The 22,038-nt window shown below is 72.3% G+C and carries 16 protein-coding genes; 10 read left to right on the forward strand and 6 right to left on the reverse strand.

Features of this window, described 5'->3' with window-relative positions:
* Nucleotides 1-56: 56 nt before the first annotated feature.
* From FRADC12_RS03960 to FRADC12_RS03970, 3 genes are all read right to left on the reverse strand, one after another.
* Nucleotides 57-332 carry a hypothetical protein gene (locus FRADC12_RS03960; protein WP_157488683.1) on the reverse strand — a complete coding sequence of 92 codons (276 nt, stop codon included), beginning with the start codon at nt 330-332 and terminating at the stop codon, nt 57-59.
* A gap of 442 nt (nt 333-774) precedes the next feature.
* Nucleotides 775-2,040: an RNA polymerase sigma factor gene (locus tag FRADC12_RS03965; RefSeq protein ID WP_045875601.1), complete on the reverse strand. Its 1,266-nt coding sequence runs from the start codon at nt 2,038-2,040 to the stop codon at nt 775-777.
* 833 nt (nt 2,041-2,873) lie between these two features.
* Nucleotides 2,874-4,805, reverse strand: coding sequence for a protein kinase family protein (locus FRADC12_RS03970; protein ID WP_045875602.1), 1,932 nt, complete (start codon nt 4,803-4,805; stop codon nt 2,874-2,876).
* 289 nt (nt 4,806-5,094) lie between these two features.
* Between FRADC12_RS03970 and FRADC12_RS03975 the strand changes: the two genes are divergently transcribed.
* The 5 genes from FRADC12_RS03975 (at nt 5,095) to FRADC12_RS03995 (ending at nt 8,934) form a co-directional block, all read left to right on the forward strand.
* Complete coding sequence (locus tag FRADC12_RS03975) at nt 5,095-5,826, forward strand: Type 1 glutamine amidotransferase-like domain-containing protein (RefSeq protein WP_045875603.1); 732 nt, start codon at nt 5,095-5,097, stop codon at nt 5,824-5,826.
* A 92-nt stretch (nt 5,827-5,918) separates the two neighbouring features.
* Nucleotides 5,919-6,617, forward strand: a complete 699-nt coding sequence (lipB, locus tag FRADC12_RS03980) for a lipoyl(octanoyl) transferase LipB (protein ID WP_045875604.1) — start codon at nt 5,919-5,921, stop codon at nt 6,615-6,617.
* Nucleotides 6,614-7,561, forward strand: coding sequence for a lipoyl synthase (gene lipA, locus FRADC12_RS03985; RefSeq protein ID WP_045875605.1), 948 nt, complete (start codon nt 6,614-6,616; stop codon nt 7,559-7,561). Before lipB ends, lipA begins: the two co-directional genes overlap by 4 nt.
* A gap of 272 nt (nt 7,562-7,833) precedes the next feature.
* Nucleotides 7,834-8,082 carry a hypothetical protein gene (locus FRADC12_RS03990; protein ID WP_232303600.1) on the forward strand — a complete coding sequence of 83 codons (249 nt, stop codon included), beginning with the start codon at nt 7,834-7,836 and terminating at the stop codon, nt 8,080-8,082.
* A 72-nt stretch (nt 8,083-8,154) separates the two neighbouring features.
* Nucleotides 8,155-8,934: a DUF4191 domain-containing protein gene (locus tag FRADC12_RS03995; protein WP_045875607.1), complete on the forward strand. Its 780-nt coding sequence runs from the start codon at nt 8,155-8,157 to the stop codon at nt 8,932-8,934.
* Between the two features lie 32 nt (nt 8,935-8,966).
* On the opposite strand, the gene FRADC12_RS04000 is transcribed toward FRADC12_RS03995, so the two are convergent.
* Nucleotides 8,967-9,443, reverse strand: coding sequence for an RDD family protein (locus FRADC12_RS04000; RefSeq protein ID WP_232303601.1), 477 nt, complete (start codon nt 9,441-9,443; stop codon nt 8,967-8,969).
* A 182-nt stretch (nt 9,444-9,625) separates the two neighbouring features.
* On the opposite strand from FRADC12_RS04000, the gene glnA reads away from it, so the two are divergent.
* From glnA to FRADC12_RS04020, 4 genes are all read left to right on the forward strand, one after another.
* The gene (gene glnA, locus FRADC12_RS04005; protein ID WP_045875609.1) at nt 9,626-11,050 is read left to right on the forward strand and encodes a type I glutamate--ammonia ligase; all 1,425 of its coding nucleotides are present in this window, start codon (nt 9,626-9,628) and stop codon (nt 11,048-11,050) included.
* 473 nt (nt 11,051-11,523) lie between these two features.
* Nucleotides 11,524-12,582, forward strand: coding sequence for a glutamine synthetase GlnII (glnII, locus tag FRADC12_RS04010; protein WP_045875610.1), 1,059 nt, complete (start codon nt 11,524-11,526; stop codon nt 12,580-12,582).
* 618 nt (nt 12,583-13,200) lie between these two features.
* Nucleotides 13,201-14,181, forward strand: a complete 981-nt coding sequence (locus FRADC12_RS04015; protein ID WP_198152768.1) for a hypothetical protein — start codon at nt 13,201-13,203, stop codon at nt 14,179-14,181.
* Between the two features lie 176 nt (nt 14,182-14,357).
* Entirely contained in the window at nt 14,358-14,969 is a 612-nt protein-coding gene (locus FRADC12_RS04020; RefSeq protein ID WP_157488686.1) for a hypothetical protein, read from the forward strand.
* A gap of 4 nt (nt 14,970-14,973) precedes the next feature.
* Here the strand turns inward: FRADC12_RS04020 and FRADC12_RS04025 are convergent, their stop codons facing one another.
* On the reverse strand, nt 14,974-18,471 hold the full coding sequence (locus FRADC12_RS04025; RefSeq protein ID WP_045879056.1) for a bifunctional [glutamine synthetase] adenylyltransferase/[glutamine synthetase]-adenylyl-L-tyrosine phosphorylase: 3,498 nt from the start codon (nt 18,469-18,471) through the stop codon (nt 14,974-14,976).
* Between the two features lie 49 nt (nt 18,472-18,520).
* Nucleotides 18,521-19,888: a glutamine synthetase family protein gene (locus tag FRADC12_RS04030; protein WP_045875613.1), complete on the reverse strand. Its 1,368-nt coding sequence runs from the start codon at nt 19,886-19,888 to the stop codon at nt 18,521-18,523.
* Between the two features lie 342 nt (nt 19,889-20,230).
* Here FRADC12_RS04030 and FRADC12_RS04035 point away from each other — a divergent pair, with 342 nt between their 5' ends.
* Nucleotides 20,231-22,024 (forward strand): NAD+ synthase, encoded by a 1,794-nt coding sequence (locus tag FRADC12_RS04035; protein ID WP_045875614.1) that lies wholly within the window; start codon nt 20,231-20,233, stop codon nt 22,022-22,024.
* The last annotated feature ends 14 nt before the right edge of the window (nt 22,025-22,038 follow it).

Consider the following 22,038-nt stretch of genomic DNA (forward strand, 5'->3'; position numbering starts at 1 on the left):
CATGTCCTCACCATCCCCCACCGGTGCGCGACCGAATCAGCCCGCGAGAGAGCGGACTAGCCCTCCCCCGACCACGCCTTCGTGGAGAGGGTCATCGCGAGGTAACGGGCAAGCTGGCCGAGCGGCTCATCGGGGTAGACGCCAGCGAGCTCCTCGAGCAGACGTGACGCGACCATGGTCTCCGCCTCGGTCAGCAGCACGGCGTGCACCGAGATCGGCCGATCCAGCCGCCACGACAGCACACGGGCGAACTCGTCGCGTTCCCACGGCTCACCGTCAAGGTCACGCGCGGCGTTGGTCAGCCGGGCCACCGGTTCAGGACTGCCACTCATGTCGGGCCTTCCTAGTAGCAGCACCCGGCCACCCACCGGAGAGACAAGACCGACCGCCCCAACCCAGCCAAGAACCGCCACGCAGCCACGCGATCCCGCAGAGGCGGCCCGACCGTCTAGAACCGCCACGCCAACCCGACCAGGCAATCCCGAGAGGTGGGACCGAACCCGCCAGGAACCGCGCCGCCAACCGGACCACGCAATCCCGACCGGCAGACCGGACCCCCCAGTTCCAGCCAAGAACCGCGCCGCCAACCCAACCACGCAATCCCGACCGGCGGACCGAACCTGCCAACCCAGCCAAGAAACCGAGCAAGAAACCGAGCCAGATACGCCCCCAACCCCCGACATCCACATTTGCGGACATCAGAGGTTGGGAGGGCGCTCAGCGCCCGAGGCGGCGGGGCCGGAGGCGCGAAGCGCCGTCTCCGGCCACGCCGCCTTATTCGAGGTAGTCCCGCAGTTTCTGCGACCGGGACGGATGACGCAGCTTCGACAACGTCTTCGACTCGATCTGCCGAATACGCTCCCGCGTCACCCCGAACTCCCGGCCAACCTCCTCCAACGTCCGCGGATGCCCATCCGTCAACCCGAACCGCAGCTGGATGACCTTCTTCTCCCGGTCCGACAACGTGTGCAACACCGAGTCCAACTGCTCCTGCAACAACAGGAAACTCGCCGCGTCCACCGGAACGACCGCGTCCGAGTCCTCAATGAAGTCACCGAGGTGGGAGTCCTCCTCCTCACCGATCGGCGTCTCCAGCGAGATCGGCTCCTGGGCGACCTTCTGGATCTCCCGGACCTTGTCCGGGGTCAGGTCCATCTCCTTCGCGATCTCCTCCGGAGTGGGCTCACGGCCCAGATCCTGGAGCAGCTGCCGCTGGATCCGGATCAGCTTGTTGATCGTCTCGACCATGTGGACCGGAATACGGATCGTCCGCGCCTGATCCGCGATCGCCCGCGTGATCGCCTGCCGAATCCACCACGTCGCATACGTCGAGAACTTGTAACCCTTGGTGTAGTCGAACTTCTCGACCGCCCGGATCAGACCCAGGTTCCCCTCCTGGATCAGATCCAGGAACAGCATCCCGCGACCGACGTAACGACGGGCGATGGAGACGACCAGCCGCAGGTTCGCCTCGACGAGGCGGCTCTTGGCGACCTCACCGTCACGCTCGACCCACACCAACTCCCGGCGAAGGTCGCCCACCAGCCCGGCGGCGTCCGCGGCGAGCTTCTCGGCGGCGAACAGGCCGGCCTCGACCCGCTTGGCGAGGTCGACCTCCTCCTCCGCCGTCAGCAGCCGGACACGGCCGATCTGGGAGAGGTACTGGCGGACGCTGTCGTGCGACATGCGGTCGGCGGCCGACGGCGCCGGGCCGGCCTCACGCTCGTCGTCGTCCTTCTCGGTCTCCTTCTCGGCTTCCGCCTCGGCGGTCGCGTCGAACTCGGCGTCCTCGGCCTCCTCCTCGTCACCCCCGGCGGCGCGCGGCGTCGGGGTGCCCTCGGCCGGCGGCGGTGGCTTCTCGGCCTCGGCCGTCTTGCGACGCGAGGCCGCGCCACCGGCGGCGGGCCGGCGCGAGCCCTTCGTGGCTTGCCGGGGGGCCTGCGCCGTCGGCTGCCCCGCGCCCTGGGCACCGGGCTCCTGCGCGGACGACTGCCCCGAGGACTGCGTGACAGGCTGTGTCGCGGGCTGTGTCAACGCCACCCCTCCCGAATTCTGTTGCCGGAATGACGATGATGGACCGATCTGGCGTGATCGACCGACCTACAGTAATCGCTCAGGAGACCAAGACTGGGGAATGCGCACGCGTTCGCCAAGATCGCACCTCCTCCGCTCTCCCGTTCGACCCGCGTCGCCCGCCGCGGCGGGCATCACCGATGTATTGACCGAACTGCGGTGTTGTAGTATAGTGGCGGGGTTTCGCCCCCAGGATACGACACAGTTGGCTGTGATGGGCGGGAGCGGGCCGGCCTGTTGGCCGCAGACCCAGCCGTTCGCAAGCCGAGCCAAGACCGCGTGTCGTACTCCGGGCGCCTTCCCAACAGCAGCGCGGTCTCCCCGCGACACGCCTCCCCAGGTCCGTCCACACCGACCACCGGGAAGCGGACGTTCCAGCCGCTGACGCCGCATCTCGCCGTCCTCGGGACGCTACCCCACCGGACAGTGTTCTCGAGCCCCACAATGTCGGTCCTTGCCCGCCCAGGTGCCGCCCAAGCGGACGGGGTGCTGTCCCCCAGCTCGGTTCGACGCCTTCCGATCCGTCCCGGGCCGGCATGCATGACCCGCATACTTTCGCACGTCGGCGCGGTCAAGGCGGGTGGCGCGCGGAGGGCATGACACGAGGCCACCGTGCCGAGCTGCTCGGACTCGTCCATAACTGCCCATCTCCCCGGCCGGGTTGGCGCGGCCACACCGGCGAGCGGGCCCGTGATCGTCCCGAGAGTCCCGCCATAGTCGCACGATCTGGTACCCGTCACCACACCGTCACGGAACATCTCGGGGCCGACCCGACCGGCGAGTACTCCAGGCCGTCCGGGTCAGGCCACCGGGATGCGCTGCGAGATGCGCCAGCCGTCGGCGGTGCGCACCAGCGTCACGTCGCCCCTTTTCGGTTGCTCCCCGTCCTTGTGCGCGAGCACCTTCCCCGCGGCGTCCAGGAAGTTGTACGCGTCAAGCTGGTCGGTGACCCGCAGGACGGTCTGGTCGGTGCCCTGCTGACGGACCTCCAGGTCGAGGATGTGCGTCGTCAAGGGCGTGGTGTGCGCACCCCGGCCGGCGACCTCCCGCAGCGACTGCAGGTCCTGGACGTAGAGGGCGCTGCCGACCTGGTAGACCGCCGCCAGCGCGGCCTCGTCGTCGCGCTCGAACGCCTGGCTGCGCTTCACGTTCAGGCCGGCGAGGACGGTCCGCCACGCCTGGTCCGGGGCCGGGCTGGCCGAGGCCGGCTGGGCGGGGCCGGGCTGGGTCGTGCCGGGCTGCGCGGGACCGGGTTGGGCTGTGCTGGGCCGGGTGGTGCCGGGCTGCGCGGGACCGGGTTGGGCTGTGCTGGGCCGGGTGGTGCCCGTGCGGCCGCCGGCCGGCCCGGCCGCGGCCGACACCGCCGTGCCCACGTCGCGCTGACCGGAGGACCCGGACCTGTGCAGCAGCAGCACGGCGGCAATGACCGCCGCCAGGCCGACCCCGGCCGTCGCGGCCAGCAGCCAGCCGCGCGGCCCACGCCGCCCCCCGCGGCTGCCCTGCCGCGGGGGGCGGGCGCCACTCCCCCGCCCGGCCGGCCGCGCACCCCTCCGCTGCTCGGAGGACTCTCCAGGTGGCAGCCGGCCCGCCGGCCGTGGCCTCGACGGACCGCCGATGCCGTCGGGCCGTTGGCGGCGGGCGCGGGCCGGGCCGGGCCGGCGCGCCGCGGCCGCATCGCCGAGCGGCGCCGGGTCTTCGTCCGGCGGGAGCACTGGAAGCAGGGCGGCGTCACGATCGACGACGTCCCCCTCCAGGATCGCGCCGTCGGCGGCCAGGCCACCGGGGTCGCCGTCGCTGTCCTCTCCCGGTGGGCCGCCGTCAGGCCCCGGCCCATGCTCCAGCCCCGGGCCGCGTCCTGGCCCGACGCTCGCGGCGCGGCCGGCCAGCTCGTCCGGCTCGGGCGCGTCCCGGGCGCGCGGGACGCCACCACGGCCGGGATCGCCCTGGTCCCGGCCACCCGATCCGGCTCCAGGGGCTCGGCGCAGGCCGGGTAGCTCGGCGGTCTCCTGGGCGTCTCGGCCGCGGCCAGGAGCCGCCGGGCGCGGCGGGCTGATCATCTGGACCGGCGCGGGGCGCGCGCTGTGCGCGAGGTTCGCGGCGAGCTCGGCGGCGCTCGGGCGCCGGGTCAGGTCGGGCACGAGCGCGGTCGCCACGGCGACCGCCACCGCCGCCGCGTCCGCGCCGGTCGCCCGAGCCATCAGGTCCAGCAGCAGATCGGCGAGGTCGTACACGTCGACCGGGGCGACCAGGCCCGGCTCGGGCGGGCCTGGCGGCGGGATGCCCAGCGCCCCGACCCCGACGCCGGTCAGCTGCGGGCGGCCGTTCGGCTCCAGCAGGATGTCGGCCGGGCCCAGCGAGCCGTGGACGAGCCCGGCCGCATGCGCCGCGGTCAGCGCCTGCGCGACCGGCAGGCCGATGGTGACCACCTCGCCCGGATCCAGCCGGCCGCGCGCGCCGATCAGCCGACGCAGGCTGACCGCGTCCGGAACCTGCTCCATCACCACGGCCAGGCCGTCCTCGGCCTCGCGGACCGCCAGCACGGGCACCAGGTGCGGGTGGCGTAGTTCGATCAGCGGCCGGGCGGCGGCGACAGCCCGGCGGCGGCGGGCAGGGTCACCCGGCAGCCGCACCAGCCGGACCACGCACGGTGTACCGGCAGGCTCCAGCGTGCCAGCCCAGGCCTCGCCGGCGCCCGCGTCGGGGGCCCGGCCGGTGACCACCACGCCCGCCACCGCAGGGGCCTCGTCCGCGGACGGAGCTCCGGGCCCGATCGGCCGGCCGGCCGGATTCGGGCGGGCGGGCGGGCGGGACGCGCCGGAGCCCGACGTCCCCCCGGGACCGTCGGGGCGGGGCGGATCTGTCCCGTATCCGTACGACGAGGTCACGACCCGCGACGCTAGGCCGATTCAGGCCGCTTGTCGGGGTTCTGCCTTCGGTTGTGGATAACTTCTTGGCCACAAGCGGCGAACCGGCGACGCACGCCGGGGAGTCCGGAACAGTCACAGCGACGGGAGCGCGGCGGTGAACATCCTCGCGACGAGCGCGGGCTACCGCCCGGACGGCCGGGGCGGCGCCCGGATCGGGCCGATGATCGAGCATGCGATCGCCCTGTCGGAGGCGGGCGAACGGCCGAGCGTCTGCCTGCTCGAGACCGCGACAGGCGACCACCCCGTCGCCTATCTGCGCTGGTACGAGGCCATGGGCCGCGACCGGCCGGACGTCCGGCCGAGCCATCTGGCGCTGTTCCCGATGCCGAACGTCGACGACGTGCGCGCGCACCTGCTGGCCCAGGACGTCATCTGGGTCGGCGGCGGCAGCGTCGCGAACCTGCTCGCCGTCTGGCGCACCCACGGCCTGCCGGAGATCCTCGCCGACGCGTGGCGGGCCGGGGTCGTCCTCGCCGGGGTGTCCGCCGGATCACTGTGCTGGCACGTCGGTGGTACGACGGACTCGTTCGGGCCCGAGCTGCGCCCGGTCACCAGCGGTCTGGCGCTGCTGCCGTTCAGCAACACTCCGCACTACGACTCCGAGCCGGGCCGCCGGCCGCTCTACCAGAAGCTCGTCGGCGACGGCGTCCTGCCGGCCGGCTGGGCCACCGACGACGGCGTCGGGCTGCACTTCCGCGGCACCGAGCTGGTCGAGACGGTCGCCGACCGGCCGCGGGCGAAGGCCTGGCGGGTCGCGCTCGGCGAGGACGGCGCGGTCGTCGAGACCGCCGTCGAGCCGAGGCTGCTGCCGGACCCGCGCGGCTGAACCGGCCGGCGCGGGCCAGCGACGCCGCGCAGCTCTCCGGCTTGGTGATCATGTGGTAGGGCCGCGCGGACCGGTGGTTGTAGGCTGACCTGGTGGATGTTCTGCGGCTGCCGGTGGTTCCGTACCTCGAGGCGTGGGAGCTGCAGCGTGACCTGGCAGCCAGCCGCGCCACGGGCGAGGCGCCGGACACGCTGATCCTGCTGGAGCATCCGGACGTCTACACCGCTGGTCGGCGCACCGAGGACTGGGAGCGCCCCGCCGACGGCACCCCGGTCGTGGACGTCGACCGCGGCGGCAAGATCACTTGGCACGGGCCGGGCCAGCTGGTCGGCTACCCGGTCGTCGCACTGCCCCGGCCGCTGGACGTGGTCGCCTACGTCCGGGCGCTGGAGGACGCCATGATCGCCGTCTGCGCCGAGTTCGGCGTGCCGGCCCACAGGGTCGAGGGCCGATCCGGCGTCTGGACGATGGACGACGCACGCAAGCTCGGCGCGATCGGCATCCGGGTGCGCCAGGGCGTCGCCTACCACGGCTTCGCGCTGAACTGCGCCCCCGACCTGACCGCCTTCAGCCGGATCATCGCCTGCGGCATCACGGACGCCAGCGCTGGCAGCCTCACCGCCGAGCTGGACCGGACTGTCACCGTCGCCGAGGCGCGGCCCGTCGTCGAGCGCCAGATGCTCCATCATCTGGGCGCCTTCCTGGCCGGCGGCCGGCCGTCCACCGGCGACGGCGCGATCCTGACGCCGGCAGCCGATCCGGTCGACGCGTCCCAGGCGGTGTCGGCGTGACCACGGTCGCTCCGGACGGGCGGCCGCTGCTTCGGCTCGAGGCGCGCAACGCGGCCACCCCGATCGAGCGCAAGCCGCCGTGGATTCGCACCAGGCTGCGCACCGGTCCGGAGTACACCGACATCAAGAACCTGGTCCGCGCCGAAGGCCTGCACACGGTGTGCGAGGAGGCCGGCTGCCCCAACATCTACGAATGCTGGGAGGACCGCGAGGCGACGTTCCTGATCGGCGGCGACGTCTGCACCCGCCGGTGTGACTTCTGCCAGATCGACACCGGCCGGCCCACCCCGCTGGACGTCGACGAGCCCCGCCGGGTCGCCGAGTCGGTCGCCACGATGGGCCTGCGCTACGCCACGATCACCGGCGTCGCCCGCGACGACCTGCCCGACGGCGGCTCGTGGCTGTACGCCGAGACCGTCCGGGCCGTGCACGCCGGCTCGCCGGGTACCGGCGTCGAGGTGCTCATCCCCGACTTCGGCGGCCAGCCCGACCAGCTCGCCGAGGTCTTCGGCGCGGCGCCCGAGGTGCTGGCCCACAACGTCGAGACCGTTCCGCGGATCTTCAAGCGGATCCGGCCGGCGTTCCGCTACGAGCGGTCGCTGGAGGTGCTCACCGCCGCCCGCGCCGCCGGCCTGGTGACGAAGTCGAACCTCATCCTCGGCCTGGGCGAGACCGACGCCGAGATCGAGACCGCCATGACCGACCTGCTCGCCGCGGGCTGCGACCTGTTGACCGTCACCCAGTACCTGCGCCCGACCCCACGCCACCACCCGGTCGAGCGCTGGGTGCGCCCGGAGGAGTTCGTCGCCTGGGCCGAGCGCGGCGAACAGCTCGGCTTCGCCGGCGTCCTCGCGGGGCCGCTCGTCCGCTCGTCCTACCGGGCCGGGCGGCTCTACCAGCAGGCAATCGCCGCCCGGTCGCGGCAGGGCGTTGCTCACCTGTAGGGGTGCGATGACCCCGCGTTGTGCCCAAGAACACGCCCACCAGGCACCGATACGAGTGGTGACTGCTCCGGTACGCGACTAGGCTCACGGACAGCGTCACGGCACGTCTCACAGCGTCACAGGAACTCGGGGTCCTCAGAACTCGCGTCACTCGGCCGGCGGTCTTCCGGCCCTGGCGAGGGCTCGACAGCTTCCGCGGACTGGTGGGACGACGACCGCGTCGGGGAGAACGACGACCGCGTCGGGAGGGCAAACCCGCTGTGTTCCGCTCCATGCTGTCCACGCTCGAAGAACTGACCCTGCTGATCCTGCCGCACGGCGGGCAGCGCACCGCGCGCCGCAACGCCTGGCGGGCGGCCACCGACCTGCATGTGACCTCCGGCTACCGCTGGACCGACGGCGGGCCTGGCTCCGTCACCTCGCTCGCCCCGGTGACGCCGCGTGCGGCCGGCGCCGCCCGCGCCATCGTGCCGGCGATCCCGGCACCTGCTCCGGCGCGCGCGGCCGTCGCGCACCGCTGACGGCTCGTCGGGCGCAGCCCTGCGCCCGGCCTGCGGACCGCGTCCGCGACCAGAAGCCGTAGGCTCGCGGACATGGCACTGAGGAAGAAGCCGGCCGACGCCGCCGCGCCTGCGGCATCGCCCACCGCACGCGGCGCGAAGGGCCCGACGAGCAACGGCTCCGGCCCTGGGAACCAGGCCGACGGCGAGTCCGGTTTCGCGAACCGGATGAGGCAGGTCAGGCTCGTCTTCAAGGTCACGCGCGAGCGCGACTCGAAGCTGGTGCCGATCCTGCTGGGCGGCTTCCTGGTCCCGTTCGCCGTGCTTCTCGTGCTGGGCTTCGTCATCGGGCCGATCTGGCTGTGGGCGCCGTTCGCGGTGCTGCTCAGCCTGCTCGTCGCGGTCAACCTGTTCAGCCGGCGGGTGCAGAACAGTGCCTACGCGGAGCTGGAGGGCAAGCCCGGAGCCGCCGCCGGCATCGTCGAGCGGATGCGCGGCGACTGGCGGCTGACCCCGGCCGTCCAGGTGAACCGCAACCAGGACGTCGTGCACCGGGTCGTCGGCCGGGCCGGCATCATCATCATCGCCGAGGGGCGCGGCCGCGGGGCCCGTGAGCTGCTGGCGACCGAGATCCGCCGGATCCGCAAGGTCGCCGGGGACGTGCCGATCACGGACATCGTCGTCGGTACCGGCGAGGGCGAGGTCCCGCTGCCGAAGCTGCAGCCGACCCTGATGCGGATGCGCCGCACGCTGAGGCGCGGCGAGGTCGACCAGCTCGACCGGCGCCTCAAGGCCGTCGCCGGCTCCGGGCCGTCACTGCCGATCCCGAAGGGCCCGGTGCCCCGCAACGTCCCGCGCGGCAAGATTCGCTAGAGCAGGTCTGGGAGCCGCTGCCTGGGGGCCACTCAGGCGCGTTTGCCGGCACGGATCGGGGCCGTACCGGCGGCCCGGTCGTGCAGGCCGCGCAGGTCACGGTCGACGAAGAAGACCGGGAGCAGCAGGCCGAGCAGCACGGTGCGGACCAGGATCAGCGGGAAACGCTGACGGCCGCCGCCGGGGACCCGCGCGACCCCGAAGCCGAACAGGCGCATCCCGACCGTCTGCCCGGTCAGGCTGAGCAGCACGAGCTCCTCCAGCAGGAAGACCCCGTAGACGACCAGGCCGCGGGCGGAGCCCGACATAGCGGCGCCGAACAGGGCGGGCACGCCGGCCAGCAGGTTCGCCAGGATCCCGTCGACCACATAGGCGCCGAAGCGGGCCCCGGAGCTCGCGAGCGAGCCCGGGCCCTCGGCCGGCAGCCCCAGCCTGTCCCCGGGCGTGCCGCCTGGGTCGGCGCGCACCGATCCGGGGCCTTCCAACCAGCGTCCGAGCTCCTGTCGCACGGCGCAAGCTTATGCGTCCCGGGATCCCGCCAGGAAACCGTCACCGATCGTGACGAACAGGCACCAGGCAACCTCGGCGAAACATGTACGCCATGTCCCGATCACACCACAGGGTTACGCAGCGCGTCCGGACATGGGTATCCTGTCGGACCGGGAAGCGACACCATACAGGTGGAGGGTGAATGTTCGCCAACGCCGACGAAGTACTCCGCTATATCAGGGACGAGAACGTCGAGTTCATCGACGTCCGTTTCTGCGACCTACCGGGGATCATGCAGCACTTCACGATTCCGACGGAGGTCTTCACGGAGTCGATCTTCACCGACGGCCTGATGTTCGACGGGTCCTCCATCCGCGGCTTCCAGGCCATCCACGAGTCGGACATGCTGCTGTTGCCCGACCCCCGGACCGCTTTTCTCGACCCGTTCCGCGAGCACCGGACGCTCGCGATGACCTTCTTCATCCACGACCCGATCACCAAGGAGGAGTACTCCCGCGACCCGCGGAACGTGGCGCGCAAGGCGGAGGCGTACCTGCGTGGGTCGGGAATCGCGGACACGGCCTATTTCGGGCCCGAGGCCGAGTTCTACATCTTCGACGACATCCGCTACGAGTACACGCCGTACGGCTCGCTGCACCGGGTCGACTCGGTCGAGGCCGCCTGGAACAGCGCGCGCAAGGAGGAGGGCGGCAACCTCGGCTACAAGCCGCGGTTCAAGGGCGGCTACTTCCCGGTACCGCCGACCGACCACTTCACCGACCTGCGCTCCGAGATGGTGAAGACGCTGATCAAGGTCGGCATCACCGTCGAGATGCAGCACCATGAGGTGGGCACGGCGGGCCAGGCCGAGATCGACTTCCGGTTCGACACGCTGCTGAAGACCGCCGACAACCTGATGCTCTACAAGTACGTGATCCGCAACGTCGCCCGTGACCGCGGCCGGACTGTCACGTTCATGCCGAAGCCGCTCTTCCAGGACAACGGGTCCGGCATGCACTGCCACCAGAGCCTCTGGAAGGACGGCGGGCCGCTGTTCTACAGCGCCGAGGGCTACGGCGGCCTGTCGGAGCTGGCCCGGCACTACATCGGCGGTCTGCTGCACCACGCGCCGGCCCTGCTGGCGTTCACCAACCCGACGACGAACTCCTACCGGCGGCTCGTGCCCGGCTACGAGGCGCCGGTGAACCTGGTCTACTCAGCCCGAAACCGGTCCGCCTGCTGCCGTATCCCGCTGTCCGGCGACTCGCCGAAGGCCAAGCGGATCGAGTTCCGGGTGCCCGACCCGAGCTGCAACCCCTACCTGGCCTTCTCCGCGATGCTGATGGCCGGGCTTGACGGCATCAAGAACAAGATCGAGCCGCGCGACCCGATCGACAAGGACCTCTACGAGCTGCCCCCGGACGAGCTCGCCGCCGTGCCGCAGGTGCCCGGCTCGCTGGAGAAGGTCCTGGAGCACCTGGAAGCCGACAACGAGTTCCTCACCGCGGGCGATGTGTTCACCCCGGACCTGATCGAGACCTGGCTGGACTACAAGCGCACGAACGAGGTCGACGCCATCCGGCTGCGTCCGCACCCGTTCGAGTTCGAGCTCTACTACGACATCTGACCGGACATCTGACGCAGCAACGCCAACGCCGGGAATATCCGACGAGCCCCGCCGCCCGCATCCGGGCGGCGGGGCCCAGTCTTTCCCAGACCTTTTCACAGCGTCCCGCCCGGCCCTCCGGAAGAATGCGACAGCTCGTCTCAGGCCTACCATCGCGCCCGCCCGGGAGCCGCCGCCACAGCCAAGCCCGGGCCGGTCCCGGCCGGCTGCGCGCCAATTCTTCTACCGGGATGTGGCACGAGCCGTGTTTCGCGGTGATTTCGGCCACCACCCGGCCCGGACAGCAGCCGGACGAGCCGGTCCCGCGTCAACTCACGAGCCTGAGATCCAGATTTAACAAGGCGGGAACTGAGGGGAAACCCCACCCCGCGAGGCTCCAGACGGATCCTCCCGCTACTCGCGACCAGCGTCGGCCCTCCCCCGGCCGTCCAAACAGTCGCCTGTCTAGACCTTGCCGATCACGGGGAGTTTGTGTGAGCTATCAGGCCGAGTACATCTGGATCGACGGCACCGAGCCGGAGCCGCTGCTGCGCAGCAAGACCCGGATCATCAAGGACGGCAAGGAGCCGGAGATCTGGGGCTTCGACGGCTCTAGCACCAACCAGGCCCCGGGGTCGAACTCGGACTGCGTCCTGCGCCCGGTGTTCGTCTGCCCGGACCCGCTGCGCGGTGGCGACAACATCCTGGTCCTGTGCGAGGTGGAGCTGACCGACTTCACCCCCCACCCGACCAACACCCGGGCGAAGGCCCGCCTGCTGGCCGAGAAGTACGCGGACTTCGCGCCGCACTTCGGCATCGAGCAGGAGTACACCTTCTTCCAGAACGGCCGCCCGCTCGGCTGGCCGGCCACCGGCTTCCCGGAGGCGCAGGGCCCGTACTACTGCGGCGTCGGCGGCGAGAAGATGCCCGGCCGGGACATCGTCGAGAAGCACACCCAGGCGTGCCTCGACGCCGGCCTCGCGATCGAGGGCACCAACGCCGAGGTCATGATGGGCCAGTGGGAGTTCCAGATCGGTGTCCTGCCGGCGCCGGCGATCGGTGACCAGATCTGGGTCGGCCGCTGGCTGCTGCACCGCATCGCCGAGGACTTCGGCGCTTCGGTGAGCTTCGCCGCCAAGCCGATGCCCGGCGACTGGAACGGCGCGGGCGCGCACACCAACTTCTCCACGAAGCAGACCATGGAGAGCTGGGACGCGATCGTCACCTGCTGTGAGGCGCTCGGCACCCGCGTCATGGAGCACGTCACCAACTACGGTTACGGCATCCAGGACCGCCTCACCGGCAAGCACGAGACCGCTCCGTGGAACAAGTTCTCCTGGGGCGACTCGGACCGCGGCGCGTCGATCCGTATCCCGTGGGCCGTCTCCAAGGCCCGCAAGGGGTGGCTCGAGGACCGGCGTCCGAACGCGAACATGGACCCGTACATCGTCTCCGCGCTGATGATCGACACCACCTGCAGCGCGCTGGCCGGCGAGAAGCCAGTCCTGTTCGTCCCGGAGCAGGCCGCGGCCGTCCAGCCCGTCACCGTCTGACCTGATCCTCAGGTAGGACACCCGCTTCACCCCGGCGCCGCCGGTTCCCCACGGGGAGCCGGCGGCGCCGTCGTTTGTGGCCGGCGACCGCAGGGTCCGCCCAGACGGCGCCCAGGGCCAACCGGACCATCCGGGGCGGCCCCAGATCTACGGCAGCCTCACCCAGCCCGACGCTCAGCGGGGCTGACCGTCAGCCTCGCCCCGGCTCCCTCCCCGTCCCGCTGAAGGCCGCCGCGGTCACCACCGCGGCCCCGCCCGGCCACCACGGCTCAGCCCGCTCGTCTGGAGGCGGAAACGACGTGGCGAGCGGGTCGACAACGCGGCAAAGTGTCGCGAATGGGGGAACAGCCGGAGCCGACATTCGACCCGGCGGAAGCCGAGAACTGGGCGACGGGCCGGGCCGCTTGGTGGACTCCCCGGGCCGTGGTGGTCTGTGGCTGGCTATAGGTGGCGTTCGCGGTCGCCGTCGCTGGGGACACTCGGCCATGCTCTCCCACGGATCCCAGCGTCTGTGGCCCGAGTGTCTCGTTCGCGTGGGCGTCCGTTCCCCTGTTCGCGACACCGCTCCTCGTCTGGTGGATGCCGCTCGTTGGCTGCCTGGCGGGCATGGGGTTCGCCGTGTTCGATCTCGCAACCGAGCCGGTGCTGGCCGCACGCGTCGCATTCGGGGCGCATGGAGTGGTCTGCGCGACCATCGCGGCCTGGATCGTGGCGACCAGGCGGCGCCAGCTGGCCCGCGCCGCCGCTATCGCGACGCCGGTAGGCATCGCCCGGACCGCGTACCGGCAACCGCCCGCCGAGCGGCGGTGGGGCGCCCGAACGGCGGTGGCCCTCCTGCTCGTGTTCGTCGCAGCCTTCGCGCTGCTGCGTTACCGACACGACAGCCTTGCCATCTCGCGGCACGTGGCCAACGCTGACCAGCTTGACGCCCGCGTCCTGCTGACCGACCCGGACAACGATGTCATCACCGTCAGGCTGCCCGACGAGGGCGACGACGCGAAGATCGGCGTCCTGGACGCCAGGACATATCACGAGGGTCCGACGGTACCCGTCCTGTTCGACAGGGCTGACTCAGGTAGGTGGGTCCGGCTGGTCGCCGAGCCCGACGACGTGACGCCCTGGCTGGCTGCCGGCCTGGGCGCGGTCGCGCTGGCGGCGCTGCTCGCGAGCCGCGACTGGGCCGCCTGGTCGGCTGGACGCCGGCTGCTGGGAAGCAGCGCACCGGGGATAGCAATGTTCGCGCAATGGGAGGGCCTCGGGAAGGTGGGCCTCCAGCCGGCCCTGGATGCCCCAGCCTTCGCCTCCGTGTGGGTCTCCCGATCGGGACAGGACGCCGTCCGGTTCGAGGACGACTACTGGACCAGCGAAAGGGCCGCGGAGTTCGGAAGGAGATGGCGCGACAAGGACACCCCCGCGGACCCGGACCAGCTCCACGTGGCCGGGGCCAGGCTGGCCCCGGCCACGTCGTGGCCGGTCACGGTGGCCGGAAGCCTCCACGACGGCGGCTGGGTCGTCCTGTTGACTCAGACGGGGGTTCTCTCCTGCCCACGGCGCCGCTGCGGACCAGGCGGCCGGCCCGCAACCCGTCCTGGCCGGTAGACCTGTCGGAGCCGGCGGAACTGTGCCAGCCGGCGGAGCCGTCCCAGCCGGCCGAGTCGGCGGACTCTCAGGCCGAGGACTCGTCGGACGAGGAGTGGACCGCCGACGACTCGTGGACCGGGGACTAGACCGCGATCGAGGAGCCCACGGCGTCGGACGAGGACGGCGGGACCGCCGTGCCCGGCAGTCCGCCTGGTACGCCCATCGAGGCACCGTCGGGTAGCGAACTGCCCGATTTGCCGCTCGTGCTGCGGCAGCGCAACCGGGACCGGCTGGTGGGAGCGGGCATGGCATTGGCACTCGTCGGCGCGCCAGCCGCGGTCGCTCTGGGCGCGCCGCGGGACTGGTGGCAGGTGCTCGTCACACTGTTCGTCGGTGGAAATGTCGGCCTGCGTGGCTGGACCCGGGTCGTCCGCGGCCTGCGGCTTGACCGGTCCGGGCTGTCGGTGAACCGTGGATTCCTGGTCCACGACGTGCCCTGGCCGCGTCTGTACGGCGTCCGCCGCGTCGACGGGAACCTGATCATTGCCTGGGAGCCGGACAGCACCGCCCGCGTCGGCCCGTTCCAGAGGGTGCCGGCGCTGGACGACCCGACGGAGGAGCCGCGAGTGTCCGCCGGCCCAACAGCCGAACGGGTGGGCGCGTTGCTGATGCGCCTGCGTTTCCTTTCCACGGCCGCGGGCAACCCGGACAGGGCCGTGACCACCCGCCTGGGCAGCGCCTCTGCCCCGGCCGCCTACTACCCGCTCGTGGCGGTGGCGGCCGCGTGTCTGTGGCACATCAGGTAACCGATCAGGGCTGCTCGCGGCAGAAGATCTCGGCCACGATGTGGCGGGCCCTCGACGCGGTCTGGCGGTGGTCCGCCGGGAGATCGGCGACGCGTTCCAACGAGTAGCCGAGGACACCGGCGACGCGGTCCAGAGCCGGGGTGGTACGCGGGATCTGGTCGCCGGGGGCGCCACGGGCGAGCATCACGGCGTTGCGGACACGGGACGCGGACAGCCAGGCGGCACGTAGGGACTCCGCCTCGGTGCCGGCGAGCAGGCCGGCGGCGACCAGCGCGCGCAGGGCTCTCATCGTGTCGGTGACCCGCAGGTCCGGGATCTCGTGGGCGTGCCGAAGTTGCAGGATCTGGACCGCCCATTCGACGTCCATCAGCCCTCCGGGGCCGAACTTGACGTGCAGGGACCGGTCGACACCCCTGGGGACCCGTTCGATCGCCATCCTGTCCCGCAGCCGTTCCACCTCTGCGATCGCGCCCGCCGGTAGCTCGGCCGGGTAGCGGATCTCGTCCGCCAGCTCGACGAACCGGGCCGCCAGCTCCGGGTCACCGGCAAGCGGGCGGGCGCGCAGGAGTGCTTGTTTCTCCCATCCGAGCGCCCACCGCCGGTAGTAGGCGCCATAGCCGTCGAGGTCGCGGGTGACCGGGCCACTGCGGCCCTCGGGCCGCAGTCCCAGGTCCAGGCGCAGCGCGGGATCCGAGCCCGGCTGGGCGAGCAGCCGGACCAGCTCCTCGATGACCGCGGTCGCGTACGCCCCCGCCGCCGCCGCATCGACGCCCGGCGCCGGAGCATGGACGAACACCACGTCCGCGTCGCTGCCGTACGACATCTCGCCGCCCCCGAGCCGACCCATGGCGATTACCGCGATCCGCGCCGGCTCCCCGTCGATCAGGCCGCCTCCAGCCAAAGACACCCATGTGGATGGCGCGCCGGCCGGCGGCGCTCCCCCCGACAACGCGCCGGCCGATCGCGAGGCTGCTGGCGGTGCGTCCGCGGGCAGCCCGCATGCCGGCAGCGCGTTCCGTGGAACGCGGAGATTCTCTGTGTCGCAGACCAGCCGTTCGGCGTCAGCCTCCGCGTTCCGCGGAACGCGGAGATCTTCTGGTCCGCCGGCGCCGGCGACGCCGGCCAGGGCAGTGAGCCCGTCGAGGTCGGCGAAGCGGTCGGCCGGGTGACGGCCGGCCGCCACCCGGCCGGTGACGGTGCGGCGGGCGACCAGCAGGGAGGCCTCGATCGTCGCGGCCGCCGCGGCGGTCAGCGCTGTTCCGACGGCGGTGACGTCCAGCAGGCCCAGCAGATCGGCACAGGCGACCCGGACCAGCTCGACGCGGCGGATCGCCCGGGCCCGGGCGACCGCGTCGGCGGGGTTCTGGTTGCGCCGGGCGACGGCGAGCAGGGTGCGGGCCAGGTCGTCGCGGCCGACCGGCCGCAGGTCGTCCTCGGTGCGCAGCAGCCGCACCGACTCGGGCGCGGCCCGCATCAACGCGGCGACGTAGCCGCTGGCGGCGAGCACGCGGGCGAGCCGGTCGGCGGCGCCGGCCGAGTCGCGCAGCAGCCTCAGGTACCAGGGCACCTGGCCGAGCGCTTCACTGACCTGCCGGTACGCGAGCAGGCCGGCATCGGGGTCGGCGGCGTCCGCGAAGGCCGGCAGCATCGTCGGCAGCAGATGGCGCTGGATGACCGCCGTCCGGCTGACCCCGGCAGTGAGCGCCTCGATGTGCTTCAGGGACCGGTACGGGTAGGCGAAGCCGAGCGCGGCGAGGCGGTCGGCGGCCTCGCCCGGGGTCAGCCGCACCTCCTCCTCGGACAGCCGGGCGACCGCCTCCAGCAGCGGCTGGTAAAAGAGCTTCTCGTGCAGCTGGCGCACCGAGCTGGCGGTATGCGCGTGCTCGGCGGCGAACTCGTCGGCGTCGAGCATCCCGAGCGACCGACCGAGCCAGCGCAGCTCGGCGGCGTCGCGCGGCAACACGTGGGTGCGCCGCAGCCGCCGCAGCTGCAGCCGGTGCTCGACGGCGCGCAGGAACCGGTAGGCGGCCGCGAGGCTCGTGGCGTCGCGGCGACCGACGTAACCGCCGCGCGCGAGACCGTCGATCGCGTCGAGGGTGGCTCGGACGTGCAGCTTCTTGTCGGTACGGCCATGCACCAGCTGGAGCAGTTGGACGGCGAACTCGACGTCGCGCAGCCCGCCGGGGCCGAGCTTGATGTTCCGCTCACCGCCACGACCGGCGACCGACGCCTCCACGCGCTTGCGCATCGCCCGGATGTCGGTGACGAAGTTGGGCCGAGAGGCGGCCGACCAGACCAGAGGCTCGACCATCGCGCAGAACTCGGCGCCGAGTTCGAGATCGCCCGCGATGGGTCTGGCCTTGAGCAGCGCCTGGAACTCCCAGGTCCGCGCCCAGCGCCGGTAGTAGGCCCGGTGGCTGGCGAAGGTCCGGACCAGCACGCCGTCGCGCCCTTCGGGCCGCAGCCCGACATCGACCTGGAAAAGCGAGCCTTCGCTGGTGGTCGCGCCGCAGGCACGCATCAGTCCCTCGGCCAGCCGCGTCGCCGTCCGCAGCGCCGCCTCGCCGGCGTCCTCCCCGACGCGACCGGCCTCGCCAGCACCAGGAGCCCCTCCGGTGCCAGCGGCCGTCCCGGGAGCAGCGGTCTCCCCGGTGCCGGTGACGTCCCCGGCGGCGGCCGGCTCGGCGATGAAGAGCACGTCGACGTCGCTGACGTAGTTCAGCTCCCGGCCGCCGCACTTGCCCATCGCGACGACCGCCAGCCGCACCGGCGGCGCCGTCGGTGCCAGGGCCGCCCGGGCGACGGCGAGACCCGCGTCGAGCGCGGCGGCGGCGAGATCGGCCAGCTCGGCGGTCGCGTCGTCGACGCTGACCGTACCGGTCAGGTCACGCGCGGCCAGCACCAGCAGGGCCCGGCGGTAGGCGACGCGCAGCTCGTCCAGCACCTCGGGGCCGTCGCCGACCGCCCGCGGCTGCGGCGCGGCCGGATCGGCGCCGACCGCGGTCAGCAGGCGGGCCCGGTGGGTCCCAGCGTCCGGCGCCACGCTGGTGATCTCGTCGTCGGCCAGGATTCGCCAGTCGGCCGGGTGCGAAGCGAGATGGTCGGCCAACGCCAGGCTCGCGCCGAGGACGGCGATCAGGCGCCGGCGCGCCCCTGATCGGCCGGCGAGCACCTCACGCAGCGGTGCCGACGAGCGGCCGGGACTCGCGGGGCTGGCCGGACCCGCGGCGGCGTCCAGGGCCGCGATCAGCCGGTCCAGGCCGGTGAGTGCCCGGTCGGGGTCGGCGGCGTGGGCCAGCTCGGCGACGACGGGGTTGCCCGCGAGCGGCGACCCGTCGGGCGGAAGGAAGCCGAGCCGGCGCAGCGCGGCGGCGACGCGATCGACATCGGTGAAGCCAAGCCGGGCGAGCTGCGCGGGTGCCGAGCTGCCGCGCGGATGGCCGGCGCGGCCCGACGCCGCGTCAGCGGGCGACACCGGGCGCGTACGCTCGATCCCTACCATCATGTTTCCATTATGTTACGACCCGGTCAGCCGGGACCAAGCTCGGCGATCACAGCAGCGGGAGATACCGGTTGATCTCGAACTGGGTGACCTGGCGCCGGTAGCCATCCCACTCGGAACGCTTGTTGCGCAGGAAGAACTCGAACAGGTCGTCGCCGAGGGTGTCCCGGACGAGTGTCGAGGACTCCATCACGGCGGTCGCCTCGGCCAGCGAGCCGGGAAGGGGTCGGATCCCCCGCTCGCGGCGCTGCGCGTCGGTCAGCGTCCAGATGTCGTCGCCGGCCGGCGGCGGCAGCTCGTAGCCGCCCTGGATGCCGCGCAGGCCGGCCGCGAGCATGAGCGCGAAGGTCAGATAGGGGTTGCAGGCGCTGTCCGGCAGGCGGAACTCCACCCGGGCGGTGTTCGCCTTGCCCCGCTTGTACAGCGGCACCCGGACCAGCCCCGAGCGGATGTTGTGTCCCCACAGCGCGTAGGCCGGGGCCTCCATCAGCTCGCCGGCCTCGCCGGCGGCGGCGTCACCGATCAGCCGCTTGTACGAGTTGACCCACTGGTTGGTGACGGCGGTGATCTCGGCGGCGTGCGCCAGCAGCCCGGCGATGAACGCCTTGGCGACCTTGGAAAGCAGGTACTCGTCGGTCGGGTCGTAGAAGGCGTTCCGGTCGCCCTCGAACAGGCTCATGTGGGTGTGCATGCCGGAGCCGGCGTGCTCGGTGAACGGCTTCGGCATGAACGTCGCGTAGATGCCCTGCCGCAGCGCCACCTCCTTCACCACCTGGCGCAGCGTCATGACGTTGTCGGCGATGGTCAGCGCGTCGGCGTAGCGCAGGTCGATCTCCTGCTGGCCGGGCGCGACCTCGTGGTGGCTGAACTCGACCGAGATGCCGAGCCGCTCCAGCATCCCGATGACCTGCTGGCGGAAGTCGTGGCTGATGTCGTTCGGGGTGAGGTCGAAGTACCCCGAGTCGTCGACCGGCCCCGGCACCGGCTGGCCCCGCTTCGGCGGTTCCTTCAGCAGGAAGAACTCGATCTCGGGGTGGGTGTAGAAGGTGAACCCGGCCTCGGCGGCGGCGGCGAGCGCCCGGCGCAGCACCCACCGCGAGTCGGCCACCGCGGGCAGCCCGTCCGGGGTGACGACGTCGCAGAACATCCGGGCCGTCATGGCCTTCTCGCCCCGCCACGGCAACAGCTGGAAGGTGGACGGGTCGGGCCGGGCGAGCATGTCCGCCTCGTGCAGCCGGGCGAACCCCTCGATCGCCGAGCCGTCGAACCCGATCCCCTCCAGCAGCGCGCCCTCGACCTCCGCGGGCGCGATCTCCACGGACTTCAGCACGCCCAGCACGTCGGTGAACCAGAGCCGGACAAAACGAATGTCCCGCTCCTCCAGCGTCCTGAGCACGAACTCCTGCTGCTTGTCCATGGTCCCTCCACGTCGAGGTGTGGACTCGACCTCAGGTTATGGCGTCGGGATCTCCATGCCACGTTCACGTCCGGCCGGTCGAGACGTGGACACCCGTCCTCGCCTGGACCGGCCCCGGCTCGGCGGCGGCCCCAGCGTGCGCGCCGTCCGTCCCGCCGGGTCCCCAGACACTAACGACTGGACGGCCCAGATGTGCGACTCGTTGCCAGGCCGCAACCAACCCGGAACCCGCCGTTAGCGAGCGACGCCCTTCCCGGCTGTTGTGCCCAGCCGGAGGTGAAGCCCGCCCTACCCGCGCAGAATGCGTATTTCCGCGACCAAGGCGGGCCTTAATCTGGGTCCATGCCCCAGCTGCGGATCGCGCTCGCCCAGGTGGACACGACCGTCGGCGACCTCGACGGCAACGCGGACCTGGTCAGCGGGTGGACGAAGCGGGCGCTGGCCGAGGGCGCGCACCTGGTCGCCTTCCCCGAGCTGACGCTGACCGGCTACCCGCCCGAGGACCTGGTGCTGCGGCGGTCCTACGTCACGGCGTCCCGCGTCGCGCTGCACCGGCTGGCCCGCCGGCTGGAGGACGAGGGGGCTGGCGAGATCGCCGTCCTCGTCGGTTATCTGGACGCCTCGCCCACGCCCGTGCCGGCCGTCGGACGTCCCGCCGGCGAGCCCCAGAACGCCGCGGCCCTGCTCTGGCGCGGCGAGGTCGTCGCCCGCTACGCCAAGCACCACCTGCCGAACTACGGCGTCTTCGACGAGTTCCGCTACTTCGTGCCGGGCCACGACTTCCCGGTGCTGCGGCTGCACGGCGTCGATATCGGCCTGACCATCTGCGAGGACCTGTGGCAGGCCGGCGGGCCGGTCACGGTGGCCCGCGCCGCCGGCGTCGGCCTGCTCCTGTGCATCAACGGCTCGCCCTACGAGCAGGGCAAGTACCACGACCGCGACGAGCTGTGCGCCCGGCGCGCCGTCGAGGCCGGGGCGCCCATCGCCTATGTCAACCTGGTCGGCGGCCAGGACGAGCTGATCTTCGACGGGGCCTCGCTCGTCGTGGACGCGGCCGGTCAGGTGATCGCCCGGGCCGACGTGTTCACCGAGACGCTGCTGACCGTCGACCTCGACCTGCCGGCCGGCTCGGCGGCGGGCCCTCCCGGGCTGGTCACCGGCCCGGTCGACGCGCTGGACGGCACGTCAATGACGGTCACCCACCGGGTGCTGGCGGGCGAGCCGGTCGACGCCTACCCGGCCCGCCCGCCGGCCATCGCGGCCCAGCCCGACCCGGCGGCCGAGCTCTATGAGGCACTCGTCGTCGGGACCCGCGACTACGTGCGCAAGAACGGCTTCCGCTCGGTGGTCCTGGGGCTGTCCGGGGGCATCGACTCGGCTCTCGTCGCGACGATCGCCGTCGACGCCCTCGGCGCCGAGGCGGTGCACACGGTCGCGATGCCGTCGGTGCACTCGTCGGAGGGCTCCGCCCTCGACGCCGCCGAGCTGGCCCGCCGGCAGGGCACCCGGCACGAGGTGATCGCGATCCAGCCGACCGTCGACGCATTCCACGCCGCGCTGGCGGGCTCCGGGGGTCTGCACGGCCTCGCGGCGGAGAACCTGCAGGCACGGGCGCGCGGCACGCTGCTGATGGCGCTGTCGAACGAGCACGGCCATCTGGTGCTCACGACCGGCAACAAGAGCGAGCTGGCCACCGGTTTCTCCACCCTGTACGGCGACTCGGCCGGCGGCTACGCCCCGATCAAGGACGTCTCGAAGACGAACGTCTGGGCACTGTCACGCTGGCGCAACGCCGAGGCCGAGCGCCGCGGCGCGACGCCGCCGATCCCGGAGGCCGTCATCACCAAGCCGCCGTCGGCGGAGCTCGCGCCCGGTCAGCTCGACTCCGACCGGCTGCCCGACTACGGCATCCTCGACCCGGTTCTCGACGACTACGTCAGCCACGACATGGGCCGCGCCGAGCTCGTCGGCGCCGGGCACGACCCGGCCGTCGTCGACCGGGTCATCCGGCTGGTCGACCTCGCCGAGTACAAGCGCCGCCAGAACCCGCCCGGCCCGAAGGTCACCTCCAAGGCCTTCGGCCGCGACCGCCGGCTGCCCATCACGTCGCGCTGGCGCGAGAAGCCGACGAGCTGACGAGCTGACGAGCT

The organism is Pseudofrankia sp. DC12, assembly GCF_000966285.1.
Lineage (GTDB): Bacteria > Actinomycetota > Actinomycetes > Frankiales > Frankiaceae > Pseudofrankia.

Coding starts and splice junctions, on each gene's coding strand:
- FRADC12_RS03960 (WP_157488683.1), bottom strand. CDS start 332: ATGAGTGGCAGTCCTGAACCGGTGGCCCGGCTGACCAACGCCGCGCGT.
- FRADC12_RS03990 (WP_232303600.1), top strand. CDS start 7,834: ATGCTGTCCACGCTCGAAGAACTGACCCTGCTGATCCTGCCGCACGGC.
- FRADC12_RS03995 (WP_045875607.1), top strand. CDS start 8,155: ATGGCACTGAGGAAGAAGCCGGCCGACGCCGCCGCGCCTGCGGCATCG.
- glnA (WP_045875609.1), top strand. CDS start 9,626: ATGTTCGCCAACGCCGACGAAGTACTCCGCTATATCAGGGACGAGAAC.
- FRADC12_RS04025 (WP_045879056.1), bottom strand. CDS start 18,471: ATGGTAGGGATCGAGCGTACGCGCCCGGTGTCGCCCGCTGACGCGGCG.
- FRADC12_RS04030 (WP_045875613.1), bottom strand. CDS start 19,888: ATGGACAAGCAGCAGGAGTTCGTGCTCAGGACGCTGGAGGAGCGGGAC.
- FRADC12_RS04035 (WP_045875614.1), top strand. CDS start 20,231: ATGCCCCAGCTGCGGATCGCGCTCGCCCAGGTGGACACGACCGTCGGC.